Genomic DNA, 18,480 nt, shown 5'->3' on the forward strand with positions numbered 1-18,480 from the left:
TGTTGGGTTCGGTCGGGAGAAATCCCGACCCTGCCAACGCCCGCACGCCACAGGATTTATCCCGGCCTGATGTAATTATTTAAAATCCGCATACGGAATCAGTGGCTGTGGCGGCATATCCATATCGCCGTCCCAGCCCGCCATCGAATAACGCACATACAGCAAGCCGTGGCTCGGCGTGTAATCTTTCGCTTGCTGGATATCCATCCCCAGACCGACAAACCAGTGCGGCGTGACGCGACGCTCCACCACCGCCTGCACGGTATAACCGAAACCGCTGCCGGAGCTGCTGTCAGACGTTGGATTCGATGCCAGCTCAAAACCGGGATTAACCGGATAACGTTGCTGCGCATCGGTTTGCGAATGCGACCAGGAGACCGACCCGCCCACATCAAACGACCAGTTATCGGTGCGCTGGCGATACGTCACCGGCACCGAGAACGACAGATATTGCTGCGGGCTGTAGTAGCCACCCTGACCAAAGGTGTAATCGCTCAAATCCTTCTGGTAATGCCACAACATGCTGTTGAGGCCGACGGTGGCGCGACGGTTATCTTCGTTGATCAGCTTGTAGTAATAACCCGCCATCAGACGTTCCCGCGTGTTATCCGCCACGTTGTCGCCGGTTAACTGATGCGCGCTGAGGTCAGCCCAGACGCCATGCGCGCCGCCCTGATCGTAACTCAGCCCCAGCGAACCCCCGGTTGCGACCACGCCGCCCCAGGTTTTTCCGCCATTGGTCGCGGGATCGCGTGCGCCAGCATAGGCCAGCAGCGAGCTGGAGATCGGACGGCGTGAGGCGGTAAGCGTGACGCCGATATCATCGACATCGGTTTTCCAGCTCAGCCCGCCGACCCAGTTGGTCTCTGTAAAGCCCAGTGGGGTGGTGCCGAGATCGCCCGACCAGCGATCGTTATGCCAGCCGACGCCAATCGACGTCCCTTCGTCACGTTGGGTGAAGTCGCGGCGACAGCCGCCGGAATTGGCATCGTTACAACTGCCAAACAGCGCGCTGTGGCTGCCGTTTTCGCTGGCAAAGGTGCCTGCGGAGACCAGCACATGATCGACGCGAACGAAACTACGACCATCAGCCAGCGGAGTTTCCGCCTGCATCATGGTGGTGTGGGCGGTGAAATCGGAGGTGCCGCCGGTGCCCCTGTTGCGCGAGTAATCCTGCTCCAGCGTGACGGTGGTGTCCTGCTGCCGCGCCAGATCGGCTGCGTCGCTGCGGATACCGCGTTTCAGCCAGTCATCCTGCGCCTGATTGCGCGTCAGTCGGGTGTAGCTGTCGTTATCCTGGGGGATCTCGGGGCTGATGCCGCTGGCGACCATCGCCAGCCGATAATCCTGCTGCGCCTGTTGCGGCTGGTGGCGCTGGTTTTCGAGCCGCGCCGCATCGCGGTACACCAGCGCTTTGCTCTGCGATGGCGCCTCTTTTGCAGCACGGGTTTTCAGATCGGTAAATAGCTGCTGCGCACGCGCGCTGTCGCCGCTGTTTTGCCAGGCGAGGGCCACGCGGCGCGCGCTGTTGATGCTCTCCTGCGCCACGCTGTCCGGCAATTTTTGCAGCGCCTGACGGGCCTCCTGCGGGCGCTTCAGGGCAATCAGGGCTTCGATACGGCCCAGTGCGGCGTCGTTGTTGTTCGCATCCTGACGTAACACCTGCTGATAACCCGCCAGCGCCGTGCGCGCATCGCCGCGCTCCAGCGCCCAGTCGGCGAGGGTGATATCGCGGCGTGGCGAGGCGGGCTGTCGTTGCAGCAGCGCGATTGCCGCCGCTTCGTTGCCGCCGTCGCGCAGTGCGGTGGCGCGCGCGAAGACTTTCTGCTGCGTCAGCCGGTCGGCCAGCTCATGCATGTTGTCATCCCAGCGCGTCTGCGGCAGACGATTCAGCGCCGCTAACGCCGCATCATCCTCATCGCCGGACGACAGCCACAGCGCCCAGGCGTATAACGCGGCGGGGTCCTGCGGATGCTGACGCACCATGGCGTTCATCACCTCATGCCCCTGGGCGTTCTCGCCGCTGCTGCGCAGCGCGCCGGCCAGCCGGTACGACAGCCAAATGTCGTTGGGATTGTCCTGGGCCGCCTGACGATATTTCACCACCGCCTGGCGCCACTGGCCCTGCTGCGCCAGCGCATCGGCCTCGGCGCGCAGACTGTCGCTGCGCAGGGAATGCAGCGTATCGGCCAGCGTGCGCTGTTGCGCGGCGGGCAGCCCATTAATAAAGGCCATCGCCCGCGCCGGCGACTGCTGCTGATAGAGCGCAGCCAGACGACGCACCGCCGTGGTGTTGCCGCGGTCGATGCGCAACGCCTGCTGCCAGTATTGTTCGGCCTGCGCGCTGTTATGCCGCGCCTGCGCGACATCGCCAAGACCAATCAACGCCCAGCTGTCACGGTTATCGATCGCCTGAGCGTTGCGATACTGACGTTCTGCCCCGGCGATATCGCCGTTCTTCAGGGCATTATCGCCGTTGTTGATCGCCAGCCAGTAGCGGTTGGTTTGCAGCAGCGACTGCCACTTGCCGACCTGGGTGCTGGCCTGACCATTCTGGATCGCTTTTTCCAGCCAGCTGATGGCGGCGGCACGGTTATTGGCGCGCGCCTGCGCCTGGCCCATCGCCCCCATCAGCTCGGCATCGTTTGGGTTGGCTTTCAGCGCGGCACTGAGGGCGGCAATCGCGCCCGCGCCGCCACCGGCATCCACCAGCGCCAGGCCGCGCATACGCTGACGATACGCCGGATCGGCCAGCAGCTTTTGCTGCCGCGTCAGCTCCTCCTGGCCGCGTTGCTGCGCATCGCCGGAGGTGAAGACGGTGAGATATTGTTGCAGGCTGGCGACGCTGCGGTCGCTGACCGGCTGATTCTGGATCTGTTGCAGCCAAAGCTCGGACGCCGCATCGCGGCCGCCGTCGCGGTTGGCGAGGCGGCGCAGCTGGGTTAGCGCTTCGCCCGGCTGGTTGTTATCAAACGCCATGCGCGCCAGTTGCAGCTCCACGCCAATATTGCCGGGATAGCGCTGCTCCAGCGCCTGCAACTGGTGCCAGGCTTCCAGCTCATGGCCGGGCAAACGCGCCACCAGCTGCCAGTATTCCAGTTCGGTATTCACATCCGGGAACACGCCGTTAAACAACGCATCCCAGGCGGCTTTGGCTTCAGCCGGGTGACCGGCGGTCGCCAGCAGCCGCGCCTGTTGCAGCTGCTGGCGGCCCTCGCCGCTCATCAGTTTCAGCCCGGCTTCCGATTCGCGGGCGGCAGCGGACTCTGGCGCCACGCGCTTCAACGCATCCAGCAGCTGTTGCGCTTTGGCCTGATCCCCCTGGCGCAGCGCCATACGGATCTGCGCCGCCAGCACCTGCGGGTTGTCAGGATCGATTTTCTCTAGCCGGTAAAGCGACTGCTGCACCAGGTCGTACTTGTTGGTCGATTCGCCGGTACGGATCTGCATCAGCAGCCATTCGACCGGCGAAACCTGCGGGCCTGTCGGCGCGGCGAGCGGTCCCGCCAGCATCCCCAGCGTGGTGCCGAGTAGCAGCGCGACCCGCCGTACACGCGTTTTATTCATCGTAATCGTCTTCTGCCAGACGACGACGGCTCACCATGCGCATCAGGCGCCATGCCATCAGAGCAAACAGCACCACGACCACCAGCGCGCAAATCGCCAGCCACACCGGATGCGTCGCCAGCAGGTTCCACAGGCGTTCCCACCACGGCAGATGACCGACGAAATAGGTATCGCCAACGCGCAGGCTGTTCACGCCGGATTCACGGATGATGGTGGCGGAGCCGAAAATCGCCGCCCGTTTGCCGCTGTCCTGCATCGCATTGTTGAGCAGATCCCAGCCGCGCGGGCTGTCGGCCAGCAGCGCTACCACGCTGCGTTGATCAAAGAACGGTGACTGGAAGCCGACAATCGCCCCCATTGGCCCGCGCGAACTGATGGTGGTCTGGCTCTCGACCGCGCGGTCGCTGGCGGAAACCGGCACGTTCGGTGCGGCGATGGGACGTGCGGGCATATTGAGCCAGCTGCGCGCGGCATCGACCAGCAGGTCGATCTTGCGGTCATCCTGTAGATCCGCCGGAATGCCGCCGATCATCAGCAGATCGGCATCGCTGCTTTTGGCCTGGTTCCAGTCGTCGCTCATCTGCACGCGCAACGCCGGATAGCCGGTTTGTGCGCCGATGCTGCCAAGCGCATTCAGCAGGGTGGTGACTTCGTTGTTGCTGGGCTTGGGTTGCACCAGCACCAGGGTTTGCGCCAGGTCGGCGTAACGGCTGTAAGGGAAACCGGCATTGGCGTAGGCCGCCAGCGACGGCATCTCGATGTAATGACGGTAGCCGGAGAAGTCGATGCTGGAGTTATCGTCGATCACTACGTGATGGCCGACGGCGGTCACCGTTTCGCAACGGCCATCGGCGGTGCCGCCGATAAAGGTGTTGGCGTAGTCGAAGCTAAAGCGCAGCTGGTTTACCACGCCGAGACGCAGCGCCGGAATGGTCAGCTGGCGGTTGCTGTCCTGCAAGCCCTGCATCAGCGGAATGCGCATCAGCTGCTGTCCGGCGGTGTCCTTCGGCGTCAGCGGATAGTCCTGCATAAACTGGTTGTTCAGATGCACCGCCAGGCGCGAGCCATCCTGCTGAATCGGCGAGGTGTAGCGGTAAATCAGGTCCATATCGATGCCGCGTGCGCGCACCAGGAACAGATCCGGCGGCAGGTTGAGCGTCAGGGCGATAGGGTTGGGTTGCAGGCCGTCGGCCTGTAGCTGGTTCTGATACTGGGTCAGTTCGGCAAAGGTGGTGCGACGGTCGGTGCGTACCCAGTTCGGCGCATCGTAGGCGTTGCGCGGGGCCAGTAGTTTGACGGCATCCACGGTAGAGGTATCGCCACGCAGCAACAGTTCGCCCTGGGCAATGCCTTCCACTGCCGTCAGCAAATCGTTGTCATCGCGGCCAAGGATCAGCAGCATCTTCTCGTACGGATTATCCGGCTGGCTGACCATCTCCACCGTCGGTTTCTGCACCGGCGGCAAATCTTTCAGGAAATCAGGGCGGCTGGCGTTGGTGGCGAAAACCACCGCGTGTTGATCTTTCGGCAGCTGATTATAGACAACCGGGAATGACTGACCGCGCCAGGCTGCTTTGCTGCCAAACCACGAGGCCAGAATACCCGCCGCACGCTGCTGTTGCAGATCCGGCGGCGCGCTGAACACCATCGGCAGTTGCAGCGGTCGGTTGTCGCGGCTGTCGAAGAAGGGTTCCGGGAAGTGGGAGAGATCGTTCTTCAGCGGCAACTTTTGCAGCGTCAGGTCGAGCTTGCTCTCCTTGCCGATATCCAGCCAGATGGTGCTGTTGGCCGGGTTTTCACACACGTTGGCATAGTGGCCGACCAGCTCCAGCCGCACGCGGTTGAAGTCCGTGATAAAACGCGGATCGATAGCCAGCTGGGTTTGGTTCTCTTTGCCGAGCTGATCGGCGGTGATGGTAACCAGCCCGACCATTTCATCGTTGAGATAGACCTTGAGCTGCGACAACGTGGGGGTCAGCGCGGGCGAAGGACGGTAGCTGAGGGTCAGCAGCGCGCGTGTGACCACTTCATCACTGCGCACGCCGAATTCAATCTGGCTGGTGGGTTCAGTGCCGCGTAGCGTCATGCTGCCCGGTGGCGGTGCCACCTGGTTGAACACCAGCTGACTGGCACGCAGCGGGGCGTTGGGATCGACCAGCTCACTCATGACCGGCAGGGGACTTTGCGCCGCTGCGGCCGGGGCTGCCGGGGCAGCCGGTTGCAGGGCGGCCTGTGCCAGACTTGCCGTGCTCAGCAACAGGGCGGTGAACCAACTTAGTTTTCTCGTCATGGTCATATCATCAACTTAATGAGTGTTTTCTGTTTTTATGCCAGCTGGCACGCGGCCAATACCCTGCGGCAGTAGTGACGCCAGCCACCTCAGCAGCCGGGTGAGGAGGCTGAATAAACGGCGCAGCGGTGGCGGTCCATACTCCGCCAGACGCAGATAGCCTTTAAAGCCCAGCACCATAATGTCGCCAAGGCTCTGGACCGGTTTGTCTTCCGGGAATCCGTCCTGCCACAACGCCCAGGTATCGGCGCGGGCAAAGGTACACTGAATAAATTCAATGTGTTGTTCGGTGGAGAGCTGATGCAGGCGGATACCGGCGCGACGGCCAAATACGCGCTGCACCTGGCACGGGAAGCTGAACTCCTGCTGACCCCGGCGCAGCAGCAGCCATACCGGTTCATCTTCTTTCAACGCATCCGCTTCACGCAGCTCGACGCCGACGCCGCCGTCCGAGTAGTCGCGCAGCGTACAGGGCACCATATGGCCATCTTCACGCGCCAGCGCCGCTGGCATGGCAATCTCGACGCGGTGTGCTTCGCGAATCTGTCGCGCCTCAACCGACACCGCCACGGCGCCGCCGAGGATAATCATGTTGTACAGCACCCAAATCAGGCTGACCCAGATGGTGAGTATCTCGTTGGCCGGACCGTACGCCATGCGCCAGAACGCCATCGCGATACCGGCCAGATTGAGCAGCACCAGGATCATGTAAGGTTTGGTGATCACCCAATCGAGATGCTGTTCCGCCACCAGGCCACCTTTGGCGGTCACGTTGAATTTGCCTTTGTGCGGGTTAAACAGCGCCACCGTGGTGGGGCGGGCGATATACCAGGCGAGCACCGTTTCATACACTTCGCTCCAGAAGGAGTGACGCCAGCGCCCCTGAATACGTGAGTTAGTCAGGCTGGTGTGCAGCATATGCGGCAGGACGTAAATGGCGATCGCCAGCGCCGGGGCGTAGATGATATAGGCGTGACACAGCAGGAACGCCAGCGGCGCCAGCAGGAAGATCAAACGCGGTATCCCGGCGAGAAAGTGCAGCATGGCGTTGGCATAGCACAGGCGCTGCACCAGCTTTAAGCCTTTGCCAAACAACGGGTTATCCAGCCGGAAGATCTGCACCATGCCGCGCGCCCAGCGAATGCGCTGGCCGATATGCGCTGACAGGCTTTCGGTCGCCAGCCCGGCGGCCTGCGGAATTCGGATATACGCCGAGGTGTAGCCGCGGCGGTGCAGGCGCAGCGAGGTGTGCGCATCTTCGGTGACGGTTTCCACCGCGATACCGCCAATTTCTTCCAGCGCGGTGCGGCGCAGCACGGCACAGGAGCCGCAGAAAAAGGCCGCGTCCCAGGTATCGTTGCCATCCTGCACCAGGCCGTAAAACAGCGAACCTTCGTTCGGAGTCTGGCGGAAACGGCCAAGGTTGCGCTCAAACGGATCGGGCGAGAAGAAGTGGTGCGGCGTCTGCAACATCCCCAGCTTCGTGTCTTTCAGGAACCAGCCCATGGTTAATTGCAGGAACGAGCGGGTTGGTACGTGGTCGCAGTCAAAAATCGCCACATATTCACCGCTACAGCGGGTTTTCAGCGCATGGTTGATGTTGCCCGCTTTGGCGTGTTCATGGGTCGGGCGTACCACGTACTGCACGCCGACGCTGGCGGCAAACTCGCGAAACTCCTCGCGCGTGCCGTCGTCGAGAATGTAGATATTCAGCTTTTCCTGCGGCCAGTCGATGCCCATCGCGGCATAGATGGTGGGTTTCACCACGCTGAGCGGCTCGTTAAACGTCGGCACCAGAATATCGACGCTCGGCCAGCTGCTGATTTCCGGCGGCATGGAGAGCGGATGGCGATTCAGCGGCCACAGCGTCTGGAAATAGCCCAGCACCAGCACCGTCCAGGAGTAGGTTTCCGCGCCGATCAGCAGCAGACCGAATCCGAGGCTGAGCGGATCGTCCCAGTTGAGGGTTTCGGTGTAGCGCCACCACAAATAGCGGCAGGAGACGGTGAGCGACAGCACAATCAACATGATGGTGGAGAGGCGCCCCGGTACGCGCCGCACCAGCATCGCCAGACACCACAGCAGCAGCACGAAGACAAACTGCGTCATGATGCCAAACGGCTGTGAAATGCAGAGCAGCGCCAGCAGGCCGGCGCCAATGGCGGCCATCATAAACAGCAGCTGACGCAGGCGCGGAGACATACGTTGCAGGCGCTTCTCGCTGCGGTGGATAAGGTTGTGCCGTTCCAGCCGCGTGGGTAGCGCGCCAAGCCATTGATATAACCGCTGACGCCAGCGAAACAACGGCCGAAATGCATTCAGGCGTTTGCGTTCGCTGCGTGCGCTGTTGTCGAGCGGCAGCACCAGCAGCAGCCACAGGCTTTGTAACGCGTAGCGCAGGACATCGAGCGGACGCGGACGCTGCGGCGAAATTTGCGGATAGTAACGTTGACGCTGTTGCAGAATACGCTGCCAGCTGGGGGTTTCCAGCCGTAACAGCGCCCAGGCCAGCACGCACCACAGCAGATGCAGGCTGATGGTCGGCCAGCTGGCGCCCTGCCTGCGTGCCGAGGCGGCACGCTGTTGCAGCGCCTGCCAGGCCTGTGGGATCAACAGCCAGCGCAGCGGATTCATTTTTCCGCTCCCGCCACGTTGAGCAGCAACCAGTTTGCCAGGGTGTTGACCTCTTCACTGGCCAGCGCATGAGGGCGATATTCACCCAGCGGCTGCTTCATCATCAGCGCCTCTGCCAGCGCTTCATCACGATGGATCACCTGTGGAATCAGGTTTTTCAGCGAGCTAATCCATAGCTGATGCAGATCCTGTTGCAGCTTGCTGTTGGCGTTGAACTGGTTGATTAAAAACAGGGTATGCGGCAGAAAACGCGGATGATGCAGCCGCAGCTGGCAGTTGGCATCCGGGGTCAGCACCTGCACCAGCCGATCAACGGCGGATAAAAAGGGCAGATGCCAGGCGGAGAGGTCCGCCGGTAAATCAATAATCAGCCAGCGGTACTGGGATTTCAGGGCCGCAAAAGCGTTAAGCAGCGGTGAAGCTAATTTCTCTTCGGCGCTGCGAATGCTTAATGCCTGCTGATGGGAAATGGCGCCAAAAGGCAGAAAATCCAGTCCGGGGCGATAACGCTGCGCCGTCTGTTGCCAGGGCTGCTGATTGAGCCGCGCAGGCATCCATCCGGCTTCCTCGCTGAGGGCAAGATTGAAATGGGTAGCCAGTTGATTGGCAGGCGAAAGATCGATGACCAGCACCGATTCCTGTAACGCGTTCAGCGCCCAGCCGAGCGCGGCGCTCAGCGCGGTGGCACCGCAGCCGCCACGCAATCCCTGGAGAGCAATGATCGGCATTAGCGTTCCTGCTCCTGTGCGGCAGTTAATTCCTGTAGCAGCGGCCAGCAGGACAATATCGTATTCAGGCGTTCTTCCCTGGCAATATCAATGTAGCGAAATGCCTTCAATGAAAAGGCCTCGCTCAGGGCATTAATGTCATCCTGTTCTTCATTGGTTGATGAGATCAGAGAAAAAGCATTTTCGGTTTTCATTACTTTTTTGTCACCAAAATACGACAACGCATGAACAATGATTATATTTCTTAGAGCAGGTTAACGTTTTGGCAAACGTTTAGCCTTCTCACAGGTCAATGTGATTGGAGATAACTCGCTTTTTTTTATTTCAACAGTTCCATTACTCGCCGTCTATAATAAACTAGCCTGGATTGTACAGATCGCGAATCAAATATGAAAAATCACTATGCGCTCGGCCTGCAACAGGTTCAACAGGAATTAATCACGCTACAGACGCCAGGACTTTACTGGATCACCTGCCAGCGGCAGGAGGATGCGCGATCGTTGCTGCGTCAGGTGGTTAGCCATCAGCAGGCTATTACCCTGATTAGCTCGGATGAAAAACCTCAGGCGCTACTGACGCCTGAACCCGCGGGTGGCCCGGCCCGAATTCCTTTATTTTCGCTACCGGCCAATAAAATCAGTTTGCAACGCTTGCAAAGCGATTTTGCACGCGTATTGAATAATCGCAATGGCATGGTGCTGTTTTATAGTAATGCCGCGCATTGGGGAAAATTTTCCCCGGAAGAGTTGACATTGTGGCTAAAACGTATGCGTCGTTTGTTAATAGAAAAACAAATGACGCTGCTGCTGATTAGCTCAGGTGCTTCAATAATGAACCTGCGTAATTATCTGCAACGTTATTTTCGCCAGCTTGATGGTGTCGCACATTTAGAATTTCAACAGGATAGCTGGCAATATCGAATTAACTGGTGGTATTCCGCCGATCGTTTGTTAGCTGACCGCGCTATCCGATTGCGTTTTGCCGATAATCAGTTTATTGCCGCGCAGGACGACGAGCAAAATATCCCGCTCAGCCTCAATGATGAACATCAGTTTCTTGCTGAGCAGAGCGTGCTGGAAGGGGCGCCGCCCTTGTCGGTACAGTGGCGATTGTTCAGTGATAACGATGGGGTGTTTTCGCGCGCACAGCAGGCCAACGCCGCTACCGTCGTGTTTAGTCTGGCCCACAACCATGACATCACCACGCTGGCGAAAATGGTCCATAGTCTGCGCCGTTCGCGCGGTAACGCGTTAAAAATCGTGGTGCGCGAGATGAACACCAGCCTGCGCTACAGTGATGAGCGCCTGCTGCTGGCCTGCGGCATCAATACCATCGTGCCCGCGGCGGCGTCGCTGTCGCGTTTTCTTACCACGCTGGAAGGGATTCAGGGGCAGCAGTTGGCCCGCCATGTCCCGGCGGATCTGCCCGCGCTGATGCAGGCATTGCAGCCGTTGCAGCAGCGCGGCTATCTGCCGCTGGATGGCTTCTGTGGCGCGGTGCAAAAACTGATCAGCAACACGCTGCTGCCGGAGAATGATAAGGGGCTGATGGTGGCGCTGCGTCCGGTGCCGCAGCTGAAGCCGGAGCAGGTTCTGTCCCTGTGCAAACCCCGTCGCTTCGGCGATCTGGTGACCTTGCTTGACGATCGCATCTACCTGTTCCTCTCCTCCTGTCGTTTTAACGATCTGGATATTGCGCTGAAATCGATTTTTTCACTGCCGCATGATGAGCTGTTCAGCAACCGAATGGTGTGGTTTGAGGACAACCAGATTCTGTCGGAAGTGCACAAAATCAGTCAGCTGACGCCGGTGGCCATGCATGAATTACCGACAGCGCCGGTTGCCGCGCCAGCCGCGCCCTCGCCGTCGGCAGCGCATACGCGTGCGGCGCAGGTTCCGCAGCCGATTACCCTGAATATTGATGGAGCGCAGTCCTGATGACACTAATGGATTGGGTGCAGGTCATCATCCTGCTGTTATTGATTTTGCTTTTTCTTAAATCCCTGTGGGCGAGCTGGCTGCCGCGTAGCAGCAATAGCCTGCTGATGCGGCTGCTGCCGGCACGCGCGCTGAAGTCTGAGGGAGTCTGGCAACGGAATACGACGAAAACGGATACAAAACCGTAATGAGTGATAATAAACCTTCGGCAAGCGGCTGGTCGCTGCGCGGAACAGAGTGGCGCGGCCTCGGCGGCTGGAACTTCTACTTTCTTATTAAGTTTGGTCTGCTGTGGTACGGCTATCTGAATTTTCATGCGCTGAGCAATCTGGTGTTCCTCGCCTGGCTGCTGTTTCCGCTGCCGCCGCTGCGCTGGCATCGGCTACGTAACTGGATTTCGCTGCCGATTGGCTTTGGCCTGTTCTGGCACGATACCTGGCTGCCTGGCCTCAGTTCGATTCTCAGCCAGGGCGATCAGGTGGCGGGATTCTCCACCGCCTATTTGCTGGATCTGCTCGACCGCTTTATCAACTGGCAGATGCTCGGTGCCATCTTTGTGCTGCTGGTGCTGTATATGTTCGTCGCACAATGGATTCGCATCACGGTCGTGGTATCGCTGCTGCTGATCTGGCTTAACGTCGTCACCCTGGCCGGCCCCTCTTTCTCCCTGCTGCCGGGTAAAGCCGCCACGCCAGAGGTGGTGCTTAATCAGCCGCCTGCCGCTGCGGGCAAAACGCCAGATGCGCTCGATCAATCCGCGCCGCCGACCAGCGCCAATCTCACCGCCTGGCTGAGCCGTTTTTACGACAGCGAGCGGCAGCGCGCGACGCATTTCCCGGATAGTCTGCCCGCCGATTCGCAGCCGTTTGATATTCTGGTGATCAACATCTGTTCGCTGTCATGGTCCGATCTGGACGTGGCGCAGCTGCGCAATCATCCGCTGTGGAGCCACTTCGACATCGTGCTGAATAACTACAATTCAGCCACCGGCTACAGCGGCCCGGCGGGCATCCGTCTGCTCCGCGCCAGCTGTGGGCAGACCTCGCATAGCGACCTGTATAAAGCCACCGATCAACGCTGCTATCTGTTTGATAATCTTGCGAAGCTCGGCTTTAAACAGGAACTGATGATGGACCACACCGGCGTGTTTGGTAACTATCTGAAAGAGCTGCGCGAGTATGGTGATGTGCAGGCTCCGCTGATGTCACAGGCAGGCATCGCACCAGAACTGACCTCCTTTGATGGTTCGACGGTGTTCAATGATGGTCAGCTGATGCAGCGCTGGCTGGATGATCGCAGCAAAAGCAGCGATGCGCGCAGTGCGACTTTCTATAACCTGATCCCGCTGCATGACGGCACGCGAGAACTGGGCAGCACCCGTACGGCGGACTGGCAGCCGCGCGCCAAAGTGCTGTTTGACCAGCTCGATACCTTCCTGACCAATCTGCAAAAATCGGGTCGTCGCGTGATGGTGCTGGTGGTGCCGGAACATGGTGCGGCGCTGAAGGGCGACAAGATGCAGATGTCCGGCCTGCGCGATATTCCCAGCCCGGCGATTACCCATGTGCCGGTGGGAATTAGCTTTATCGGGATGAAGGCGCCGCATCAGGGGCAGCCACTGACCATCAATACCCCGACCAGTATGCTGGCGATTTCCGAGATCGTCTCCCGCGTGGTGGATGGCCAGGTGTTTAATGCGCCGAATGTGAATATGTCGGCGCTGACCGACAACCTGCCGCAAACGCCGGTGGTATCGGAAAACGATAACGCGGTGGTGATGATGTATCAGGGCAAGCCCTGGATTCGCCTCAACGGCGGCGACTGGGTGGCTTATCCACAGTAGTATCAGGATGGTGCGGTTTTAATACGGTCGGGATTTATCCCGACCGTCTGACAACTGATATAAATCCGAATAAAATCGTTAAATCCGGGCAGAACCCCGATTTTGCGACTTTCTCCCGGCGAAAAAAAACCGTGATCTGGGATATACTTGCTGCGCATTTTCCTGTCTGATAACACGGCTTAGAGTCGCCAGGAGAAGTTTTGTTGCGCGTCAGTCGTTCATTAACGATAAAGCAGATGGCTGCGGTCTCAACCGTGGCATTAGTTACCATCTGTATTTTTATCGTCATCCAGTTGTTTCATTTTGTGCAGCAGCGCAGGATTGACTACGCCCAGCAAATGGAAAATGTGGCGCATACCGTGCGTCAGCCGCTGTCTGAAGCGGTGTTAAAAGGCGATATTCCCCAGGCTGAACGTATCCTTAACACCCTGAAACCCGCTGGCATTCTGGCGCGTGCAGACGTGGTGTTGCCGAATGCCTTCCAGGCCCTTCATGCCGATTTTGAAGTCGAGAAGCCGGTGCCGAAATTGGTGGCGCGCCTGTTTGAGTTGCCGGTGCAGATCACGGTGCCGCTCTATTCGGTGGAACATACCGGGCTGCCGAAGCCGATCGCCTATCTGGTGCTACAGGCCGACTCATCACGGGTATATCAATTTATCCTCAGCACGCTCTCCACCATGATCACCACCTTTCTGCTGCTGGCGTTGATTTTGTCGGTGGCGATTAGCTGGTGCATCAACCGGCTGGTGGTACATCCGCTGCGTAATATTTCGCGCGATTTGCAGGAGCTGCCGCCGCAGGCGATCCTGACGCATAAACTGACGCTGCCCAACAGCCATCGCGATGATGAAATTGGTATGCTGATCCGCAGCTATAACCGCAATCAGCAGGTGCTGGAGTCGATTCACGATGAGATGAGTCGCCTGACCACCCACTTTGCCGTTACCGATCTGCCGAATCGCGCGCTGTTCCTGGCGCTGCTCGACCAGCACATCAACCATCGTCACCCCAGCAAACCCTGGGCGCTGATGGTGATCCGCATTGAAACCCTCCAGGAAGCCAATGGCGTGCTGAGCGATGAGCAGCACGACACCCTGATGCTGACTCTGGTGGAGAAAATCCGCAGCACCATCGACGATCACACCTTACTGGCGCAGACCGGACCAAGCGATTTCGCGCTGCTGATGAAGCGTGCGCACAATCCGTTCCGGGCGATGCGGCTGGCACGCAACCTGATGATCCGCATCAATCAGCCGGTCAACCTGCAACAGTTGCAGCTGCGTCCAAATGCCAGCATTGGCCTCGCGCTGCATGATGAGGCGCCGATCTCCGCCAGCGAGCATCTTGACCGCGCCACCTCCGCGATGATGTCGGCACGCCATCAGGGAAAAAACCAGATTCTGTTCTTCGACGCGGCGCTCACCGAGCGGGCGCAAAAGCGCTTAACGCAGGAACATGACATTTTGCAGGGCTTGCAGGACGAGGAGTTCGCGCTTTACCTCCAGCCGCAAATCAATATGGCGACCGGCGAGCTGGCGGGCGCAGAAGCGCTGCTGCGTATGCGTCAGCCAGATGGCAGCTTTGGATTATCCGAAGAGTTTATTGCCAGCGCTGAAGAGATTGGCGTGATTTCGGTGATTGGCCGATGGGTATTTGAAGAGTCCTGTCGCATTATTGCCGCGTGGCAGAAGCAGGGCATCAACATCCCGCTCAGCGTCAATATCTCGGCGGTGCAGCTGCGCGATGCCAGCATGGTCAGCCATTTGCAGGGGTTGCTGGAACGTCACCGCATCACGCCGGGCAACTTCGTGCTGGAAATTACCGAAACCGCGCAAATTGGCGATGCCGAGCAGGCTATGGCGCTGCTGCGTTCGTTGCAGCAGACCGGCGTCGCAGTGGCGCTGGATGATTTCGGTATGGGCTACTCCAACCTTAACTATCTGCATCAGTTCAAGTCATTGCCGGTCAACAAGTTAAAAATGGATCGCAGCTTTGTGGCCGTGCTGCCGGATGATGACACCATGGTGCGCATCGTGGCGGCAATCGCCGATATCATCCATCTGGACGTGATTGCCGAAGGCGTGGAAACCGCCGAGCAACGCGACTGGCTGCTGGCGCGTGGTATCACCATCGGCCAGGGCTACCTCTACGCCGAGGCGCTGCCGCTGCCCGTTTTCAATCAACGCTGGCTTAACCGTGCCTCACACGCTGAATAATCACCTGCTTCATTGATTTCCTTACGAATTTGCCACTCCTCCACTTGCTGAAGCGTTTCAGTTCATAGTTGGAGTTTTGTAACTTTTGTAAGGAATGTAACCCTATATTAATCCTGTTAACCGGATGTTATTTTCCAGAGGTCGGCAGGGTCTTCCCGGACGCCGCCCCATAATCACTATTTTAAATAAATGACGGTGCAATCCGTCTTCACTGGACACCTGTTATGAAAACTTCGCTGTTTAAAAGCCTCTATTTTCAGGTGCTGCTAGCCATTGGCATCGGCGTCCTGTTAGGCCATTTTTATCCCGAGTTAGGCGCGCAGATGAAGCCGCTCGGCGATGGCTTTGTTAAGTTGATCAAGATGATCATCGCCCCCGTCATTTTCTGTACGGTGGTGACCGGTATTGCCGGCATGGAGAGCATGAAAGCAGTTGGACGGACTGGCGCAGTGGCGCTGCTCTATTTCGAAATTGTCAGCACCATCGCGCTGATTATTGGTCTGATCGTGGTTAACGTGCTGCAACCGGGCGCCGGGATGAATATCGACCCTGCCACGCTGGATGCCAAAGCGGTGGCGATGTATGCGCAGCAGGCGGAGCAGCAGGGCGTGGTGGCCTTCCTGCTGGATGTGATTCCGAATAGCGTGATTGGCGCCTTCGCCAGCGGCAACATCCTGCAAGTGCTGTTGTTTGCGATTCTGTTCGGTTTTGCCCTGCATCGCCTCGGCGACCGTGGCACGCTGATTTTCAACGTGATTGAGAGCTTCTCAAAAGTCATCTTCGGCATCATTAATATGATTATGCGTCTGGCGCCGATTGGGGCATTCGGCGCGATGGCGTTCACCATCGGCAAATACGGCGTCGGTTCGCTGGTGCAGCTCGGTCAGCTGATTATCTGCTTCTATATCACCTGTATTCTGTTCGTGGTGGTGGTGCTGGGTCTGATTGCCCGCGTGGCGGGCTTCAACATCTTTAAGTTTGTCGCCTATATCAAAGAAGAACTGCTGATCGTGCTTGGCACTTCCTCTTCGGAATCCGCGCTGCCGCGGATGCTGGATAAAATGGAACGCCTCGGCTGTAAGAAGTCGGTGGTGGGGCTGGTGATCCCGACCGGTTATTCGTTCAACCTCGACGGCACCTCGATATATCTCACCATGGCGGCGGTGTTTATCGCGCAGGCGACTAACGCGCACATGGATATCATCCATCAGATCACGCTGCTGGTGGTGCTGCTGCTGTCGTCGAAAGGCGCGGCCGGGGTGACGGGCAGCGGCTTTATCGTGCTGGCGGCCACCCTGTCTGCGGTGGGACACCTGCCGGTGGCGGGTCTGGCGCTGATTCTGGGTATTGACCGTTTTATGTCAGAAGCCCGTGCGCTGACCAACCTGGTGGGTAATGGTGTGGCGACGGTGGTAGTGGCGAAGTGGGTCGGTCAGCTGGATGAGCAGCAGCTGAATGAGACGCTTTCTTCAGCGAAAAAGGCGAAAAACGCATCAGAATCCTCGCTGTAACGCAGCAATTGCGTTAATTTGCCGGGAAATGCCCGCTGTGACTTGCCCTCACAGCGGGCATTTGCATAATAAACCCCATTGATTTTTTTCCCGGTTTTTCACCTCGTTGCGCGACATCCTGACCTTCCTGTGGTCAAAGAGTCGATTGTTCTAATAAACGTGGCGGCAAAATGCCGCGCCGGTCACCCCCGAGTGACCGTACGTGCCGTGATAACGAGTGTTGATCTGTTTGAGTAGGGGTTCACATGCAGGGCACCAGAATTCGGCTTTTGGTTGGCGGATGGCTGCTGGCGGCATCCTGTTTCGGCGCACACGCTGAGATGCTCCAGCCCGATCCCGCCTGGCAGGAAGGCAAACTGGACAATGGCTTTAGCTGGCAGCTGCTGACCACACCACAGCGTCCCAGCGATCGTATTGAGCTGCGCCTGATCGTTAACACCGGTTCGCTGGTGGAAAGCGCGCAGCAAACAGGTTTCAGCCATTTGATTCCACGTCTGGCGTTGGTACATAACACCGCGCTCGACACCAATCAGCAACGCGCGCTGTGGCAACAGGCGATGGATCCGCATCGTCCGCTGCCGCCCGCCATTTCGTCGTACGATTTCACCCAATACAATCTCAGCCTGCCGAATAACCGCCCGGAGCTGCTGAAAGAAGCGCTTAACTGGCTGTCGGCCACCGCAGGCAAGATGACTATCAATGAGCAGGTGGTGTCGACCGCGCTTAGCGTGTCCGATCCCATCGCCACCTGGCCGCCCAACACCCAGGATGTGTGGTGGCGCTATCGCCTGAAAGGCTCGGCAATGCTGGCGCACGATCCCGGCGAACAGCCGCGCGCCCCGGTGGATATGACCCAGCTGAAGAATTTTTATCAGCAGTGGTACACCCCGGATGGCATGACGCTGTACGTGGTCGGCAATGTGGATAGCCGCAGCCTGGCGGAGCAAATCAACAAAGCGTTCGCGCCGTTGCAGGGCAAGCGGGCTTCGCCGGCGGCGCTGCCAACGCTGTCTCCGTTGCCGCATCAACCGGTAAACCTGGTTAATGGCGCGATGAGTCAGGATCGCCTGTCGCTGGTGTGGGACAACGCATGGCAGCCGATTCGTGATTCGCAGAATCTGCAACATTACTGGCAGAGCGATCTGGCGCGCGAAGCCTTGTTCTGGCACGTCCAGCGCGTGCTGGCTGATAACAAAGCGCAGAACGTGCAGGTCGGTTTTGACTGCCGGGTGCTGTATCAGCGCGCGCAGTGCGCCATCAATATGGATAGCCCGAATGCCACGCTGGCGCAGAATATGAACCTGGTGGCGAAAGAGCTGGCGACGGTACGTGATAAAGGTCTGCCGCAGGAGGAGTTTGATGCTCTGATGGCGCAGAAGCTGCTGGAGCTGAACAAGCTGTTTGCGACCTATGCGCGCACCGACACCGATATCCTGATGGGCCAGCGCCTGCGCTCGCAGCAAAACGCGGTGGTGGATATCGCCCCGGAACAGTATCAGAAACTGCGTCAGGCGTTTCTCGGCGGTTTAACGCGCGATCAGCTTAATCAGGAACTGCGTCAGCAATTGACTCAGGAACTGACCATGGTGCTGATTCAGCCGGAAGGCGAGCCGGAAACCAATGTGAAGATGTTGCAGGAGGGCTGGGATAAAGTGATGGCCCCGCCAGCGGCACCTGCCGCGTCTGGCAGCACGGATGACAGCAAAAGCGACGGCAGCGCCAGCGGGAGTGAACTGGCTCCGCCATCGTCATAA

The 18,480-nt window shown here is 58.8% G+C and carries 11 protein-coding genes; 6 read left to right on the plus strand and 5 right to left on the minus strand.

Annotation, left to right across the window (positions count from 1 at the left end):
* Positions 1-75: 75 nt before the first annotated feature.
* Genes bcsC through bcsR form a run of 5 tightly spaced genes read right to left on the minus strand, consistent with a single transcriptional unit; the run spans position 76 to position 9,413 of the window.
* Positions 76-3,567: a cellulose synthase complex outer membrane protein BcsC gene (bcsC, locus tag AC6I8V_RS00675; protein WP_497844039.1), complete on the minus strand. Its 3,492-nt coding sequence runs from the start codon at positions 3,565-3,567 to the stop codon at positions 76-78.
* Positions 3,560-5,857, minus strand: coding sequence for a cellulose biosynthesis cyclic di-GMP-binding regulatory protein BcsB (gene bcsB / locus AC6I8V_RS00680; protein ID WP_497844040.1), 2,298 nt, complete (start codon positions 5,855-5,857; stop codon positions 3,560-3,562). The genes bcsC and bcsB overlap by 8 nt, the downstream gene beginning before the upstream one ends.
* A gap of 15 nt (positions 5,858-5,872) precedes the next feature.
* A complete protein-coding gene (gene bcsA / locus AC6I8V_RS00685) occupies positions 5,873-8,491 on the minus strand; it encodes a UDP-forming cellulose synthase catalytic subunit (protein ID WP_497844041.1) in 2,619 nt (872 codons plus the stop codon).
* Positions 8,488-9,219 (minus strand): cellulose biosynthesis protein BcsQ, encoded by a 732-nt coding sequence (gene bcsQ, locus AC6I8V_RS00690; protein WP_497844042.1) that lies wholly within the window; start codon positions 9,217-9,219, stop codon positions 8,488-8,490. The genes bcsA and bcsQ overlap by 4 nt, the downstream gene beginning before the upstream one ends.
* A complete protein-coding gene (gene bcsR / locus AC6I8V_RS00695; protein ID WP_497844043.1) occupies positions 9,219-9,413 on the minus strand; it encodes a cellulose biosynthesis protein BcsR in 195 nt (64 codons plus the stop codon). The genes bcsQ and bcsR overlap by 1 nt, the downstream gene beginning before the upstream one ends.
* A 195-nt stretch (positions 9,414-9,608) precedes the next feature.
* On the opposite strand from bcsR, the gene bcsE reads away from it, so the two are divergent.
* The 6 genes from bcsE to AC6I8V_RS00725 all read left to right on the plus strand — a co-directional run bounded on the left by bcsE (position 9,609) and on the right by AC6I8V_RS00725 (position 18,480).
* A complete protein-coding gene (gene bcsE, locus AC6I8V_RS00700) occupies positions 9,609-11,156 on the plus strand; it encodes a cellulose biosynthesis protein BcsE (protein WP_497844044.1) in 1,548 nt (515 codons plus the stop codon).
* Positions 11,156-11,344, plus strand: a complete 189-nt coding sequence (gene bcsF, locus AC6I8V_RS00705) for a cellulose biosynthesis protein BcsF (RefSeq protein ID WP_497844045.1) — start codon at positions 11,156-11,158, stop codon at positions 11,342-11,344. Before bcsE ends, bcsF begins: the two co-directional genes overlap by 1 nt.
* Positions 11,344-12,999 carry a cellulose biosynthesis protein BcsG gene (gene bcsG, locus AC6I8V_RS00710; RefSeq protein WP_497844046.1) on the plus strand — a complete coding sequence of 552 codons (1,656 nt, stop codon included), beginning with the start codon at positions 11,344-11,346 and terminating at the stop codon, positions 12,997-12,999. The genes bcsF and bcsG overlap by 1 nt, the downstream gene beginning before the upstream one ends.
* Before the next feature lie 203 nt (positions 13,000-13,202).
* Positions 13,203-15,215, plus strand: coding sequence for a biofilm formation regulator HmsP (gene hmsP, locus AC6I8V_RS00715; RefSeq protein ID WP_497845737.1), 2,013 nt, complete (start codon positions 13,203-13,205; stop codon positions 15,213-15,215).
* A 224-nt stretch (positions 15,216-15,439) separates the two neighbouring features.
* On the plus strand, positions 15,440-16,726 hold the full coding sequence (locus tag AC6I8V_RS00720; RefSeq protein ID WP_497844047.1) for a dicarboxylate/amino acid:cation symporter: 1,287 nt from the start codon (positions 15,440-15,442) through the stop codon (positions 16,724-16,726).
* Between the two features lie 245 nt (positions 16,727-16,971).
* A complete protein-coding gene (locus tag AC6I8V_RS00725; protein WP_497844048.1) occupies positions 16,972-18,480 on the plus strand; it encodes a M16 family metallopeptidase in 1,509 nt (502 codons plus the stop codon).

The sequence above is a fragment of the Pantoea sp. X-Soil-TKNS-1207 genome, from assembly GCF_059730485.1.